Source organism: Mesorhizobium sp. ES1-3 (genome assembly GCF_020164795.1).
Taxonomy (GTDB): Bacteria; Pseudomonadota; Alphaproteobacteria; order Rhizobiales; family Rhizobiaceae; genus Mesorhizobium.
On record NZ_JAIUGW010000005.1, the window covers coordinates 169,462 to 183,054 of the forward strand.

Sequence of the window (13,593 nt, forward strand, 5' to 3'; positions counted from 1 at the left end):
GCCCCGCATGCATGCCGGCAAACGGGGCGTCGTGTGCTTTTCACCTGGGAAGGTGCGGGAGGCTAAATCCCGCCCACGTCGAACTGGAGGCGCTTTGCCGAGTCGATCGACTTGTGGCCCCGCACCTGCTCCAGCACTTTTTCCGGGAACGGCGCGTCGAGATAGAGCAGCGCGATGGCGTCGCCGCCCGGCCGGTTGCGGCCGAGCTGGAAGTTGGCAATGTTGACGCCGTTCTCGCCGCACACCGTGCCGAGCAGGCCGATGATGCCGGGCGCGTCCGCATTGGTGGTGTAGAGCATGTGCTGGCCGACCTCGGCGTCGAGGTTGATGCCCTTGATCTGGATGAAGCGGGGCTTGCCGTCGGAAAAGCAGGTGCCGGCGATCGAGCGCGTCCTGTGCTCGGTCTTGACGGTGAGCTTGATATAGCCGTCGAAGACGCCCGACTTGTCCCGCTTGACCTCGGCGACGATGATGCCGCGCTCCTTCACCATGATCGGCGCCGACACCATGTTGACGTCCGACACCTGTGGCCGGATCAGGCCGGCAAGGGCGGCGCTCACCAAGGCGCGCGTGTTCATCGTCGCGGTCGAGCCGTCGAACAGGATCTCGACCTCCTTGATCGGATCCTCGGTGACCTGGCCGACAAAGGCGCCGAGCACCTCGGCGAGTTTGACGAAGGGTTTTAGCCGCGGCGCCTCCTCGGCGGTGATCGAAGGCATGTTGATGGCGTTGGAGACCGCGCCCTTGATCAGATAGTCGCTCATCTGCTCGGCGACATGCAGCGCGACATTCTCCTGCGCCTCGGTGGTCGAGGCACCGAGATGCGGGGTGGCCACGACATTCTCCATGCCGAACAGCGGATTGTTCTCCGCCGGCTCGGCCTCAAACACATCAACGCCGGCGCCCGCCACCTTGCCGCTTTTCAGCGCCGCGACCAGGTCGGCCTCGACGACCAGCCCGCCGCGCGCGCAATTGATGATGCGCACGCCGTCCTTCATCTTGGCGATCGCCGCCGCATCGATGATGTTGCGCGTCTTGTCGGTCAGCGGCGTATGCAACGTGATGAAGTCGGCACGGGCGAAGAGCTCGTCCAGCGCGACCTTCTGGACGCCGAGCTCCTCGGCGCGGCTGTCCGACAGGAACGGGTCGAAGGCAATCACATGCATCTTCAGCCCGACGCCGCGCGTGGCGACGATCGAGCCGATATTGCCGCAGCCGATCACACCCAGCGTCTTGCTGGTGATCTCGACACCCATGAAGCGGTTCTTTTCCCACTTGCCGGCATGGGTCGAGGCATTGGCTTCCGGTATCTGTCGCGCCAGCGCGAAGATCATCGCCACCGCATGCTCGGCCGTGGTGATCGAATTGCCGAAGGGCGTGTTCATCACGATGATACCCTTGCGGCTTGCCGCCGGGATATCGACATTGTCGACGCCGATGCCGGCGCGGCCGATGACCTTGAGATTGGTGGCGGCGTTGATCAGCTTCTCGGTGACCTTGGTCGCCGAGCGGATGGCGAGGCCGTCATACTGGCCGATCACTTCGAGCAGCTTTTCCTTGTCCTTGCCGAGGTCGGGCAGATAGTCGACCTCGACGCCGCGATCCTTGAAGATCTGCACGGCGGTGGGAGAGAGTTTGTCAGAGACGAGAACGCGGGGCGCCATGGCGGCCTCCTTGAAAATGGGATTGATCCGGGAACGGGCGGCCCTCGGGCCGCCGCGGAATAGCTCAGGCAGCCGCTTTCAGCGACGCCTTCTGGCTGGCGAAGGCCCAGTCAAGCCAGGGCAGCAGTGCTTCGAGATCGGACGTTTCGACGGTCGCGCCGCACCAGATGCGTAATCCCGGCGGGGCATCGCGATAGGAACCGATGTCGTAGGCGACGCCTTCTTTGTCGAGCACCGAGACAAGCCCCTTGGCGAACGCCGCCTGCCCGTCAGCGTCGAGCGCCGCGATATCCGGGTCGCTGAAGGACAGGCAGACCGACGTGTTCGACCGTGTCGCCGGCGCGACGGCGAGATGGCCGAGCCAGGGGGATCTTTCCGCGAACCGGTCGAGCACGGCGGCATTGGCATCCGCCCTGGCAATCAGCGCATCGAGGCCGCCGATCGACTTCGCCCAATTCAACGCGTCGAGATAGTCCTCGACGCAAAGCATCGACGGCGTGTTGATGGTTTCGCCCTTGAAGATGCCTTCGATCAGCTTGCCGCCCGAGGTCAGGCGGAAGATTTTCGGCAGCGGCCATGAAGGCTTGTAGCTCTCCAGCCGCGCGACGGCACGCGGCGACAGGATCAGCATGCCATGCGCGCCCTCGCCGCCCAGCACCTTCTGCCAGGAGAACGTCACGACATCGAGTTTCTCGAAATCGAGCCTTTGCGCGAAGGCCGCGGAAGTGGCGTCGCAGATGGTCAGGCCCTTGCGGTCGGCCGGAATGAAGTCGCCGTTCGGCACCCGCACGCCAGAGGTCGTGCCATTCCAGGTGAAGACCACATCGCGGTCGAAATCGATCCTGGCGAGATCCGGCAGTGCGCCATAGCCGGCCTCGATCTTTCTGATATCAGCGAGTTTCAGCTGCTTGACCACGTCGGTGACCCAACCGGAGCCGAAGCTTTCCCAGGCGACCATGTCGACGCCGCGCTCGCCCAGCAGCGACCACAGCGCCATCTCGACGGCACCGGTGTCGGAGGCCGGCACGATGCCGATGCGGTAGTCGGCCGGGACGTTGAGAATCTCGCGCGTCAACGCGATCGCCTGCTCGAGCTTGGTCTTGCCGATCTTGGCGCGGTGGGAACGGCCGAGCGCGGCGGATTTCAGCGCCTCGACCGACCAGCCGGGACGTTTTGCGCAGGGACCCGAGGAAAAATTGGGATTTGCCGGACGGAGTCCGGGCTTCGTATGCGTCGTCATCATGGTCTATCCTTCCAGATAGTGGCCCCTCGTTGGGGAGGGGTGGCCCACGGACGGCGATATGCGTTCAGGCCCCGGGCGTCAAGAGAAAAGTTTTTGTCGCTGCCAGGACACAGGCGGTCCGGATCGCGTGAACTTCAAACGCAAACGGCGGACCACGAGGATCCGCCGTCAAAATCCTGAATTGTCCCAAGCCTACCAGAGGTCGTAGCGCAACCCGAGCTTGACCTGGTGATTGCTGATCCCCTTTTTGACCGGGAAGGAGGTCAGGCTTTCGGCCGTCACATATTCGGCGTCGGGTGCCGAGAAATACTGATAGCCCAGATCGACGGAAACGTTCTTCGACACCTGGTAAGCCAGACCGGCATTCAGTGTGTAAGCCAGGGAGTACTGGTTCTTGTTGTCCTGCTGGGTGAGATTGTTGGCCGAGTCATTGTAATCGATGTAGGTCGCCGAAAGTTTGCGCGTGCTGCGGACGACACCGATGCCGGCGCCGATGTAGGGCGTGATCCCGACATAGGTGCCAAGATCGACATAGCCGTTGAGCATACCCGAGAAGGCATAGTTCTTCAGCGATGCCGATCCCACGTGCGGCAATGTAGGCGACGTTACGACAGCTGAATCATCATAACTGACACTGGCGCTGTTGCCGGGCAGATAGCCGAAATTGAGATCGGCGCGGAGGTAATCGTTGAAATGATATCCGAAGCCGACGCTCGCAAAATATGCGTCTTCGCTCTCACCAAAGCTCTCGTTGTTGATCGTTGACGGGAAGGTAAAATCCCCGTTCTTGAAGCTCTTCTCCACCAGGTAGGAGACGTCGCCGCGCAGATACCATCCTGAGCCGACTTCGACCGGCACATAATCCGGCGCCTGGTCGACATAGACCGGCGGATCGTAGTCGGCGGCGAGTGCCGATGTCAGCGGCAGGAGGCCGAATCCGGCAAGCGCCAGCGCAGTACGCGATATGAGTGTCATGGTCCCCGACTCCCGGATTTGGCGACACCTGCGATCACGGCGGCAGCCATCGTTTCAGGAAGCATTGTTAACCATAGTGGTTAAGTGCCGGTTAAGGCTAACAGGGCGTTAGCGAATTGATTTCGAAAGGACTCGCCTCGGATCATCTCAAACGAAAACCGCCCGGCTGATACCGGGCGGTCGACGAATTCTTGGAACTTCGCGGCGATTACTTGGTGTAGATCGGCTCGGGTTCCGGCTGGTAGGCCACCACCGGTGCGGCGCAACCGTTGTTGCCGCCGAACTGGTAACGCAGGCCACCCCGCACCTCATGTGTGTTGATGCCACGGTCGAAGCCTGGGCCGGCGCTGCTCGCATCCCATTCGAACATACGGCCGCCCTGGATATGGGAGAAGCGGTAGCCGGCATCGAGGATGATCTTGTCGGTCAGGCAGTAGGAAGCACCGGCCATCAGAGCGTAAGCGAAGCGCCAATTGGATGCTCCGGGGTTGGTCTCGGTGGTGTTCGGATCGTAGACAGTATCCCACTTGACGCGCGCACCGCCGATGCCGGCGCCGACATAGGGCGTGATGCCGTGCCAGGTGCCGATATCGACATAGGCATTGGCGAGCAGCAGCAAGGCGCTCATTTTCGACACTTCGACCGATGTCGTGGGATTGCCAAGCGAGTCCACGCCCGAGGTTCCGCCGTTGAAGTTCGACTTGAACCAGTAGTCGGCGGTCAGGTCGGTGCGGAAGTGGTCGTTGATCTTGTAGCCGACGCCGCCGCCGAGCGAGAAGCCGCCCTTGAGCTTGCCGTAATCGAAGCTTGTGCCGCCAACCAGGATGTTACCGCAGTTGCAGGGATCGAGGCTGTAGGTTGAATAGTCGATGCCGCGCACATCGGACTTGTGATAGTCGATGTCGCCGCGAATATACCAGCCGCCGACATCCACCGGCTGCTCGTAGACCGGCGGTGGCGCTTCTTCGACCTGCGGCTCCGGCAGGTCGGCCGCGAACACCGGCCAGGCCAGGCCCGCGAACAACAGCGCGAACAGGGCCTTTCTTGCTGTATTGAACATGCTTGTCACCCCTAGAAACCCTCGGAACGGCGATCGTGTCCGAATGAGATTGGCTTTCAGGCGTGGATAATGAATTGCAAAAGTTAAAAGGCGTTTAACCCTGTCGATTAACCACGAATCTCTAGAATTCCGGGGATTCGGCGAGGATTTCGACAGAAGGCGACCGGTTCTCCGGCCAGCAAAAAAGCCCGCCGGAGGGGCGGGCTTCGATGCAAACCAAGGCGGCGCGCGACGCGTTGCGGGCGGGCGGAGATCAGGCGGCGCTGCGGGTTTCCGAGATGACCCCGACGATGTTGTTGACGACGGCCTCGACCAGTTGCGGATCGTCGCCCTCGGCCATGACACGGATCAGCGGCTCGGTGCCGGATGGACGGATGACCAGCCGCCCGGCCTTGCCGAGACGGTGGCGGGCGTCTTCGATCGCGGCCTTGACCGGGGCTTCCTCCAGCGGCTTGCCGCCGGCGATGCGAACGTTCTTCAACAGCTGCGGCACCGGCTCGAACTTCTTCGACAGTTCGCTGACCGGGCGGCCCTGCCGCTTGATGCAGGCCAGCACCTGCAGCGCCGAGACCAGACCGTCGCCGGTGGTCGAAAAGTCGGACAGCACGATGTGGCCCGACTGCTCGCCGCCGACATTGAGGCCATGCGCGCGCATGTGCTCCACGACATAGCGGTCGCCGACCTTGGTGCGGTGCAATTGCAGCTTCATGTCGCCGAGAAAGCGTTCGAGGCCGAGATTGGACATGACCGTCGAAACGACGCCGCCGCCGGCCAGCCGCCCGCTCTGGTGCCAGGACTCCGCAATCAGCGCCATGATCTGGTCGCCGTCGACGATGGCCCCGTTCTCGTCGACGATGACGACGCGGTCGGCATCGCCATCGAGCGCGATGCCGATGTCGGCGCGCACTTCGTGCACCTTCTTCTGCAGCCCGGCCGGATGGGTCGAACCGCATTCCTTGTTGATGTTGAAGCCGTTGGGTTCGACATTGATGGCAACGACTTCTGCACCGAGTTCCCACAGCGCCTCGGGCGCCACCTTGTAGGCCGCGCCATTGGCGCAGTCGACGACGATCCTGAGGCCCGACAGCGACATCGAGCGCGGCAAGGTGCGCTTGGCGAATTCGATATAGCGGTCGTGCACGCCGTCGACGCGCTTGGCGCGGCCAAGCCCGTCGGAATCGGCGAGCGCCAGTTCGATATCCTTGTCGAGCATGCTCTCGATGCGTTCTTCGATCTCGTCGGAGAGCTTGTAGCCGTCGGGCCCGAACAGCTTGATGCCGTTGTCGTAATAGGGATTGTGCGAGGCCGAGATCATGACGCCAATGTCGGCGCGCAGCGAACGCACCAGCATGGCCACCGCCGGCGTCGGGATCGGGCCGAGCAGGAACACGTCCATGCCGGCGGCGCAAAGGCCGGCCACCATCGCATTCTCGATCATGTAGCCGGAAAGCCTGGTGTCCTTGCCGAGCACGACACGATGGCGGTGGCTGCCGCGCTGGAACGAAAGGCCGGCGGCCATGCCGACCCGCATGGCGATCTCCGCGGTCATCGGAAACTTGTTGGCGCGCCCGCGAATGCCGTCCGTGCCGAAGTAATTCCCTGCCATGCTAGCCAGTATCCCCGATTGTCCTTAGCCGGCACGTCATGCCACAACTGGCCGCCGTGCCATGATCACATTGTGTAATTATATGTTACCAATCCTTAGAAAATCATTGTTGTGCGTCGCACACAACATGGCCGCAGCCATGCATGGCGACACTGTTGCGCCACAATATACCAGTTTTGCGAGCCATTCGGCGCAGATGCACCCCGAGAATTCTTGCCTCGGCGGCCGTAAGGCCAAATGATTTCATCACCTTGTCGTCAGAACGCGATTTCCGACGATATATACGCCGCTTGGCATCTGGCGCAACCGACCGTTGAGCGTTATTGATTCGCTGGGACGTATAATGGGCTGCAGCCACGGAGAAACGCTATGCTCATCCACCGAATTGCTACTCTGACCGGCCTCGCGGTCGCAACGTTGTTCCTGGCCGCGCCAGCCAACGCGTTGACGATGGCCGAGTGCAGCACGAAGTATAACGCCGCCAAGGACGCGGGGACACTTGCCGGAGCGACCTGGAACCAGTTCCGCAAGGCGCAATGCGGTACCGACGCCGCGGCCACCACGGACACCAAGGCGGCCACGACCAAGGCCGCTGAAACCAAGCCGGCCGAAGCCAAGCCGGCCAAGACCACCAAGGCTGCCGCCGCCGCTGCCGACAGCACGGCCAAGGGCCTGACTGCCAAGGAATGCAGCACCAAGTACCAGGCGGCCAAGGCTGCCGGCACGCTGAACGGCATGAAGTGGAACGACTTCCGCAAAACCGAATGCGCCGCTGGCGCATCCGCCGCCACCGACACCACCAAGCCGGCCACCACCAAGGCTGCGACCACGACCGCCCCGGCCGCCGCTTCTGGCAAGGGCCTGAGCATGGCCGAATGCAGCACCAAGTACCAGGCTGCCAAGACGGCGAACACGCTGAAGGGCATGAAGTGGAACGACTTCCGCAAGGCTGAATGCGGCGCCAGCGCGTCCGACGACGACACCGTGCCCGCCCCGAGCGAGGCGAGCTACACCAAGGAGCCGGCAAAGCCGACGACGGTTGCGCCCAAGGGCGTCACCTTCCCGTCCGCGATCTCGGCGAAGTATGCCAGCGAAACTCCCGGAAAGGGCCGCATGCATACCTGCCTCGACCAGTACTATGTCCTCAAGGACGCCAACGCGCTCGGCGGCCTGAAGTGGATCCAGAAGGGCGGCGGCTTCTACAGCCTCTGCAATGCCAAGCTGAAGGGCTGAGCCACGCGTGGCATTCCCCCAGATCGATGGGGCATGAGCCGGTTGAGATCGAATTGAATTAGACGGAAATCTGGCAAGGACAGGCAAAGGCCCGCGATGCATCTGCTTCGCGGGCCTTTTGTTGCGCGCGACGACGCCCGCGGCCTTGCTCGCATCTGCATATCGCGGGAGCTGTCGGCATCATCAATTCGCCCACACTGCCCGCCGCCAGGCTTGTCGCGAAGCTCCCAAAGATTCTGATTGAACATACAAGGAACAAACAGTATACAAAAAGGACACATAACTTGTTTATCAACCAGGAGGGATCTCATGCTCAGTTTGAAATCGGCGGTATTGGCTGTGGCGGCATTGGTTGCTTGGAGCGTCGCCCCTGCAAGCGCACTGACGATGAAGGAATGCGGCGAGAATTATCGGACAGCCAAGGAAGGCGGCACTCTGAACGGCATGGACTGGGGCGCTTTCCGCAAAGAGAAATGCGCGACGTCCACCGCGGAGAGTGTCAGCGCGGATACGGTCAAAACCGCGCTGCAGCCGAAAAAGGAAACCAGCGCGGCGGTCGCCCCCACTGTAGCGCCGGCGGGCGTGACATTCCCGACCACCCTCGCCGCCGAGTTCAAGACCGAAAAGCCCGCGAAGGCGCGGATGAAGACCTGCCTGCAGGGTTACCATGACAACAAGGAGGCGGGTACGTTGAACGGCCTTCGCTGGATCCAGAAGGGCGGCGGTTATTACAGCCTGTGCAATGCGCGGCTGAAAGCTGAATCATAAAAATCGAATGCGGCGGATAAAGCGGTTCACCGTTGTTCACGCAGACGTTGAGCCTTGATCCTCGGACTCGTCCCGAGGATCTGCTGTCGGGCGACATCTGGGCGCCGGGTATGAGTTGGGAACCGCCAACTCGGTTGCGTTTGCAGGTCCTCGGGACACGCCCGAGGATGACGCTCCAACGTACGTCCGGCGCGCCCCCTGACGCGATGTCGCCCAAAACTGGTTCAGTTCTGGGGCAACGACAGGCATAAAACAAAGACTTGAAGCGCGTCGCCTGAATCGGGAATAGCGTCAAACAAAAGAATAGAGCTCTTCTGCGTTCCGTGAAACGATGAACCGCTCTGGTCTAGTCTAGCCTTGCGGCTGCGGCTCCATGCCGCCTTCGGGCTCGGGACCCTTCTTGCGGCGGCCGCCGGACTTCGGAACGGCCGAGCCACGGCTCGGCGGCGTGTCGTCGCCAAGGTCGCGCGAGGGCTTCTCACCCGCGATCAGTTGCTTGATCTCGTCACCCGACAGCGTCTCGTACTCGAGCAGGCCTTGCGCAAGCGCGATCCATTCCTTCTTCTTCTTGGTCAGCACCGACTTCGCCGTCGAATAGGCCTCGTCGATCAGGCGGCGCACTTCGCCGTCGATGATCTGCGCGGTCTCTTCCGAGATGTTCTGCGTGCGCGCCACCGAATGGCCGAGGAACACTTCCTCCTGATTGTCGCCATAGGCGACATGGCCGAGCTTGTCGGAGAAGCCCCAGCGCGTGACCATGGCGCGCGCCAGCTTGGTCGCCTGCTCGATGTCGGAGGAAGCGCCCGACGTGATGTTCTCCTTGCCGAACTTGAACTCCTCGGCGACGCGGCCCCCCATCATGATGGCGAGGCGCGAGATCATGTATTTGTAGCTCATGGAGTAGCGGTCGCCTTCCGGCAACTGCATGACCATGCCGAGCGCGCGTCCGCGCGGGATGATGGTTGCCTTGTGCAGCGGATCGGCCGACGGCACGTTCAACGCCAGGATGGCATGGCCGGCCTCATGGTAGGCGGTCAGCTCCTTCTCGGCCTGGGTCATCGCCGACGAGCGGCGCTCGGCGCCCATCATGATCTTGTCCTTGGCATCCTCGAACTCGGCCATGGTGACGAGGCGCTTGTTGCGCCGCGCCGCCATCAGCGCGGATTCGTTGACCAGGTTCATCAGGTCGGCGCCGGAGAAGCCGGGCGTACCACGAGCGACGACCTTGAGGTCGACATTGGGCGCCAACGGCACGTTGCGCACATGCACCTTGAGGATCTTCTCGCGGCCGACGATGTCGGGGTTCGGCACCACCACCTGGCGGTCGAAACGGCCTGGACGCAGCAATGCCGGATCGAGCACGTCGGGTCGGTTGGTGGCGGCGATCAGGATGATGCTTTCGTTTGACTCGAAGCCGTCCATCTCGACCAGCAGCTGGTTCAGCGTCTGCTCGCGCTCGTCATTGCCACCGCCGAGGCCCGCACCGCGGTGGCGGCCAACGGCGTCGATTTCGTCGATGAAGATGATACAGGGCGCATTCTTCTTGGCCTGGTCGAACATGTCGCGGACGCGGCTGGCGCCGACGCCGACGAACATCTCGACGAAATCCGAGCCCGAAATGGTGAAGAACGGCACGTTGGCTTCGCCGGCGACCGAGCGAGCAAGCAGCGTCTTACCGGTGCCGGGAGGGCCGACCAGCAGAACGCCGCGCGGAATCTTGCCGCCGAGGCGCTGGAACTTCTGCGGATCGCGCAGGAACTCGACGATCTCTTCGAGATCTTCCTTGGCCTCGTCGACGCCGGCGACGTCCTGGAAGGTGACGCGGCCATGCGCCTCGGTCAGGAGCTTGGCCTTCGACTTGCCGAAGCCCATGGCGCGCCCGGAGCCGGACTGCATCTGGCGCATGAAGAATATCCAGACACCGAGGATGAGGATCATCGGCAGCCACGAGATCAGGTAGCCGAACAGCGAATTGGAGCCGTCGGTCTCGGGCCGTGCATTGATGGTGACGTTCTTGTCCTCCAGACGCGAGACCAGCTGGGGATCGCCGGGCGAATAGGTCTGGAAGCCGCTGGAATTGTCTGTGTAGGTGCCGGTGATGCGGGCGCCCGCGATGGTCACCGTCTTGACCCGCCCGGCCGCGACATCCTGCAGGAACTGCGAATAAGGCACATCGCTCGAAGCCCCGCGCGTCTGCGGCGTCTGGAACAGATTGAAGAGGGCGATGAGCAGGACCGCTATGATCGCCCAGAGCGCGAGGTTGCGATAGTTCGGATTCATCAATTGTCCCGTTGGCGTCCGCGAGCGGACGGCATCATGAGAGGAAACTTGGGCCTAACATAGGGAGAGCGTCCCCCCTTGCCAAGCAGAACAGCATGTATGGGTTAAGCTTTCACGCAGCATCAACCGGCACCGTGGCCACGCAATGGCAAGGCGGGAAGTGGCGCCGCTCCGATCAACCCGGCGACGGCGCGCGCCGGAGCCAGATCGAAGGACGGCAGGAAGCGGGCAAAGGGAGCAACGACCGGCGAGGCCGCGAACCCTTGCGATGCGGGCCGATCAGGCACCGGACCAGCCTTCTCGACGGCTTGCAGCAGGGCTGGTTCAGCCGCCAATGCCGCACGCATCAGGCTTGGCGGCGTCTCGCCCCGGTCGACAGCCAGCCGCTTCGCCGCCACTGCCCCGAATGGGGCGATCAACAATGCGCCGTTGGCGTCGTTCAATGTGATTTGGCGGCGCCCGTCCCAGATGGCGGCGTCGACCACTGCCGCTGCCGCCGGCAAGCCCCGCATCTCCCGGCGCAGGAAGATGCCGGCGCGCCTGAAGTCGACCACCGTCCGCGACAATGTGGCGCAAAGAAATCCGGCCTTCAGCCGGGCGAACAACGCCTCGCTGCGAGCCTGGTCCGGCAGGAAGGCAATCCCGCCCGACGTCGCGAGCAGAATGCGCAGCGCGTAGACGGCCGCCCGGTCGTCGCCGGCGCCGAGCAGGGCCGGGTCGAGCCTGATGAGGCCCGATGCCGGCTGGCTGGCAAAGCGCTCGATCAGACAGGCGGCTTCGGCGCCAAGCCGGGTGCGGGCGTCGGCCTCCTGCGCTGCCAACGCCAGCGCGTCGGTCATGCGCTGTGCGCCGGCCTCCCCCGCAAGCGTTGCGCGTATGCGCGGCCGCTCGAAGGCTTCATCGGCATTGGTCGGGTCCTCGGCCCAGCCGACCTGTTGGCGCCGCAGAAAATCGCGCAGCGCAGAACGCCGGATGCCAAGAAGCGGTCGCACGATCCAGTCGCGCCACTCATGCAAGGTGGCGGGCGCCATGCCGGCAAGACCCCGTCCCTCGTCGCGGGCCGCATCGTTGCGATCGCGCCGCATCAGCACCGTCTCGGCCTGGTCGTCGGATGTATGTCCGGTCACGATCAAGCCGATGCCTTCCGCCCGGGCGGCGCTGGCCAGCAGCCGGTAGCGCGCCTCTCGCGCTGCCGCCGGCAGGCCGGTCGACGGTTTTTCTCCGGACCAGGCCAGGACGCGGTGGGCGATGCCGCGTTCCGCGCAAAGCTTCGCCACGGCCCGCGCCTCATCAGCCGAACCCTGCCGCAAGCCGTGGTCGACCGTCACGGCCAACAGTCTGGCGGACGGTGCGGTTTTATCGAGATGCTGTTTGAGAAGGAGAAGGAGCGCGGTCGAGTCGCTGCCGCCCGATACGGCCGCAACAGCGCCGTTGGAAAAATCGATATGCGAAAAAAGTCTCGTCGAAAGATCAGGCTCGGTGTCGAGCATCAATGCATGTCGCCAAAATGTGGTCCCGGGTTTGGGACTGCGACATCCCAAGGAAAAATCAGCACGCAGCCAAGGCCTTCTCCTGCTTGACGCGTTCCTTGAGTGTGTTGGAAATATCGGGATAGCGTTTGCCGACCTCGCTGAAGGTGGCGCAGGCGACATCATGCTGCTTGAGGCCGACCAGCGACACGCCGAGCTTCAGCAGCATGTCGGGTGCCTTCTTGGCCTTGGGATAGTCCTTGCTGGCGGCGAGGAAGACTTCTGCCGCGTCGCGGTATTTCTGCTGGCCAAGCAGCGATTCCCCCAGCCAGTAATGCGCGTCCGCCGTCTTGGCGTCCTTGGGGAAGCGGGAGATATGGTCGCGGAAACCCTGTTCGGCGGTGCCGTAGTCGCCCGACAGGATGAACTGGTAGGAGTTGCGATAGAGCTCTTCGGGGTTGTTGGTGGCGGGCAGCGCCGCGACCACCGTGCCGCCGGACTTGCCGGCCTTGGCAGGTGCGCCGGTGGCTGGTGCCATGTCCTGTGCCGGCGCGGTTGCCTGCGTGCTGCCGCCGGCATCGATCACATTGCCATTCTTGTCGACGGTGATGGAACCAAAGGTCTTTTCGGGCGCTCCCTTGCCGGGGATCACCTTGCCAGGGTCGCCATCGGGTGATTCGACGATGACGTCCTCGACGGTCTTGCCGCCCGTGGATTGATCGCTGCCGGGCGCGGCGCCGGCATCAGCCGGCGCCTGGGTTGCCGGGGCCGAGGCCACGTTGGTGTTGGTTCCGGTGGTGGCATCTGATTTCTTCTGCGCCGGTTGTCCACCTTGCGGCACGCCTTCCAGCTGCTGGAAGCGGAACTCGTTGTCTTCCTGCTGTTTGCGGATCTGCTCCTGCATCTGCAGGATCTGGAAATTGAGTTCCTCGACCTTGCCGGTCAGCTGCCGCAATTGGTCCTCGAGCCCGGTTACGCCGGCGCCGCTCGACTGCGCGAGCTGGACCTGATCCTGCTTTTTCTTCTCACCGAAAAGGCTGGGCAACTCAAGTGTCGGCAGATGGAAGGAAAAACCGCTCTCGGTTGATTGCCCGGAACCGCTCGCCAAAGCGGTTACGCCTGATAGGAGCAGCAGCGCAAGCGTGCCACTCAGAACCGATCTCAAATGCATGTGCCTCTCGCCGTCCAATCATTAGCTTGTTCGCGCCTTCCCAATCGATGTGAGACCAGCCAAGCGCCCTCGGCTCATAGCAGGGCGCGAGACTTCGGCCAAATTTTGTTTCGAGCGTCAGGAT

General features: G+C 63.0%; 10 protein-coding genes. 2 read left to right on the top strand and 8 right to left on the bottom strand.

Annotation, left to right across the window (positions count from 1 at the left end):
- Positions 1-62: 62 nt before the first annotated feature.
- The 5 genes from serA to glmM form a co-directional block, all read right to left on the bottom strand.
- Positions 63-1,664 (bottom strand): phosphoglycerate dehydrogenase, encoded by a 1,602-nt coding sequence (gene serA / locus LB536_RS10090; protein WP_224591508.1) that lies wholly within the window; start codon positions 1,662-1,664, stop codon positions 63-65.
- A gap of 64 nt (positions 1,665-1,728) precedes the next feature.
- Positions 1,729-2,904 carry a phosphoserine transaminase gene (locus LB536_RS10095; protein WP_224591511.1) on the bottom strand — a complete coding sequence of 392 codons (1,176 nt, stop codon included), beginning with the start codon at positions 2,902-2,904 and terminating at the stop codon, positions 1,729-1,731.
- 195 nt (positions 2,905-3,099) lie between these two features.
- Positions 3,100-3,882: an outer membrane protein gene (locus LB536_RS10100; protein ID WP_140754729.1), complete on the bottom strand. Its 783-nt coding sequence runs from the start codon at positions 3,880-3,882 to the stop codon at positions 3,100-3,102.
- A gap of 208 nt (positions 3,883-4,090) precedes the next feature.
- A complete protein-coding gene (locus LB536_RS10105; protein WP_140810734.1) occupies positions 4,091-4,942 on the bottom strand; it encodes an outer membrane protein in 852 nt (283 codons plus the stop codon).
- A 253-nt stretch (positions 4,943-5,195) separates the two neighbouring features.
- Positions 5,196-6,548: a phosphoglucosamine mutase gene (gene glmM, locus LB536_RS10110; RefSeq protein WP_224591523.1), complete on the bottom strand. Its 1,353-nt coding sequence runs from the start codon at positions 6,546-6,548 to the stop codon at positions 5,196-5,198.
- A 369-nt stretch (positions 6,549-6,917) separates the two neighbouring features.
- Here glmM and LB536_RS10115 point away from each other — a divergent pair, with 369 nt between their 5' ends.
- Positions 6,918-7,781: a hypothetical protein gene (locus LB536_RS10115; protein ID WP_224591525.1), complete on the top strand. Its 864-nt coding sequence runs from the start codon at positions 6,918-6,920 to the stop codon at positions 7,779-7,781.
- Between the two features lie 309 nt (positions 7,782-8,090).
- Positions 8,091-8,549 (top strand): hypothetical protein, encoded by a 459-nt coding sequence (locus LB536_RS10120; protein WP_140754737.1) that lies wholly within the window; start codon positions 8,091-8,093, stop codon positions 8,547-8,549.
- A gap of 351 nt (positions 8,550-8,900) precedes the next feature.
- On the opposite strand, the gene ftsH is transcribed toward LB536_RS10120, so the two are convergent.
- The 3 genes from ftsH to ybgF form a co-directional block, all read right to left on the bottom strand.
- Positions 8,901-10,829: an ATP-dependent zinc metalloprotease FtsH gene (gene ftsH, locus LB536_RS10125; RefSeq protein WP_224591528.1), complete on the bottom strand. Its 1,929-nt coding sequence runs from the start codon at positions 10,827-10,829 to the stop codon at positions 8,901-8,903.
- Positions 10,830-10,951: 122 nt separating this feature from the next.
- The gene (tilS, locus tag LB536_RS10130) at positions 10,952-12,319 is read right to left on the bottom strand and encodes a tRNA lysidine(34) synthetase TilS (RefSeq protein WP_224591530.1); all 1,368 of its coding nucleotides are present in this window, start codon (positions 12,317-12,319) and stop codon (positions 10,952-10,954) included.
- Between the two features lie 58 nt (positions 12,320-12,377).
- The gene (ybgF, locus tag LB536_RS10135; RefSeq protein WP_224591533.1) at positions 12,378-13,469 is read right to left on the bottom strand and encodes a tol-pal system protein YbgF; all 1,092 of its coding nucleotides are present in this window, start codon (positions 13,467-13,469) and stop codon (positions 12,378-12,380) included.
- Between the last annotated feature and the right edge of the window lie 124 nt (positions 13,470-13,593).

Bases quoted from the DNA above. Each gene is read 5' to 3' on its own strand.
- serA (WP_224591508.1), bottom strand. From the start codon at position 1,664: ATGGCGCCCCGCGTTCTCGTCTCTGACAAACTCTCTCCCACCGCCGTG.
- LB536_RS10095 (WP_224591511.1), bottom strand. From the start codon at position 2,904: ATGACGACGCATACGAAGCCCGGACTCCGTCCGGCAAATCCCAATTTT.
- LB536_RS10100 (WP_140754729.1), bottom strand. From the start codon at position 3,882: ATGACACTCATATCGCGTACTGCGCTGGCGCTTGCCGGATTCGGCCTC.
- LB536_RS10105 (WP_140810734.1), bottom strand. From the start codon at position 4,942: ATGTTCAATACAGCAAGAAAGGCCCTGTTCGCGCTGTTGTTCGCGGGC.
- glmM (WP_224591523.1), bottom strand. From the start codon at position 6,548: ATGGCAGGGAATTACTTCGGCACGGACGGCATTCGCGGGCGCGCCAAC.
- LB536_RS10115 (WP_224591525.1), top strand. From the start codon at position 6,918: ATGCTCATCCACCGAATTGCTACTCTGACCGGCCTCGCGGTCGCAACG.
- LB536_RS10120 (WP_140754737.1), top strand. From the start codon at position 8,091: ATGCTCAGTTTGAAATCGGCGGTATTGGCTGTGGCGGCATTGGTTGCT.
- ftsH (WP_224591528.1), bottom strand. From the start codon at position 10,829: ATGAATCCGAACTATCGCAACCTCGCGCTCTGGGCGATCATAGCGGTC.
- tilS (WP_224591530.1), bottom strand. From the start codon at position 12,319: ATGCTCGACACCGAGCCTGATCTTTCGACGAGACTTTTTTCGCATATC.
- ybgF (WP_224591533.1), bottom strand. From the start codon at position 13,469: ATGCATTTGAGATCGGTTCTGAGTGGCACGCTTGCGCTGCTGCTCCTA.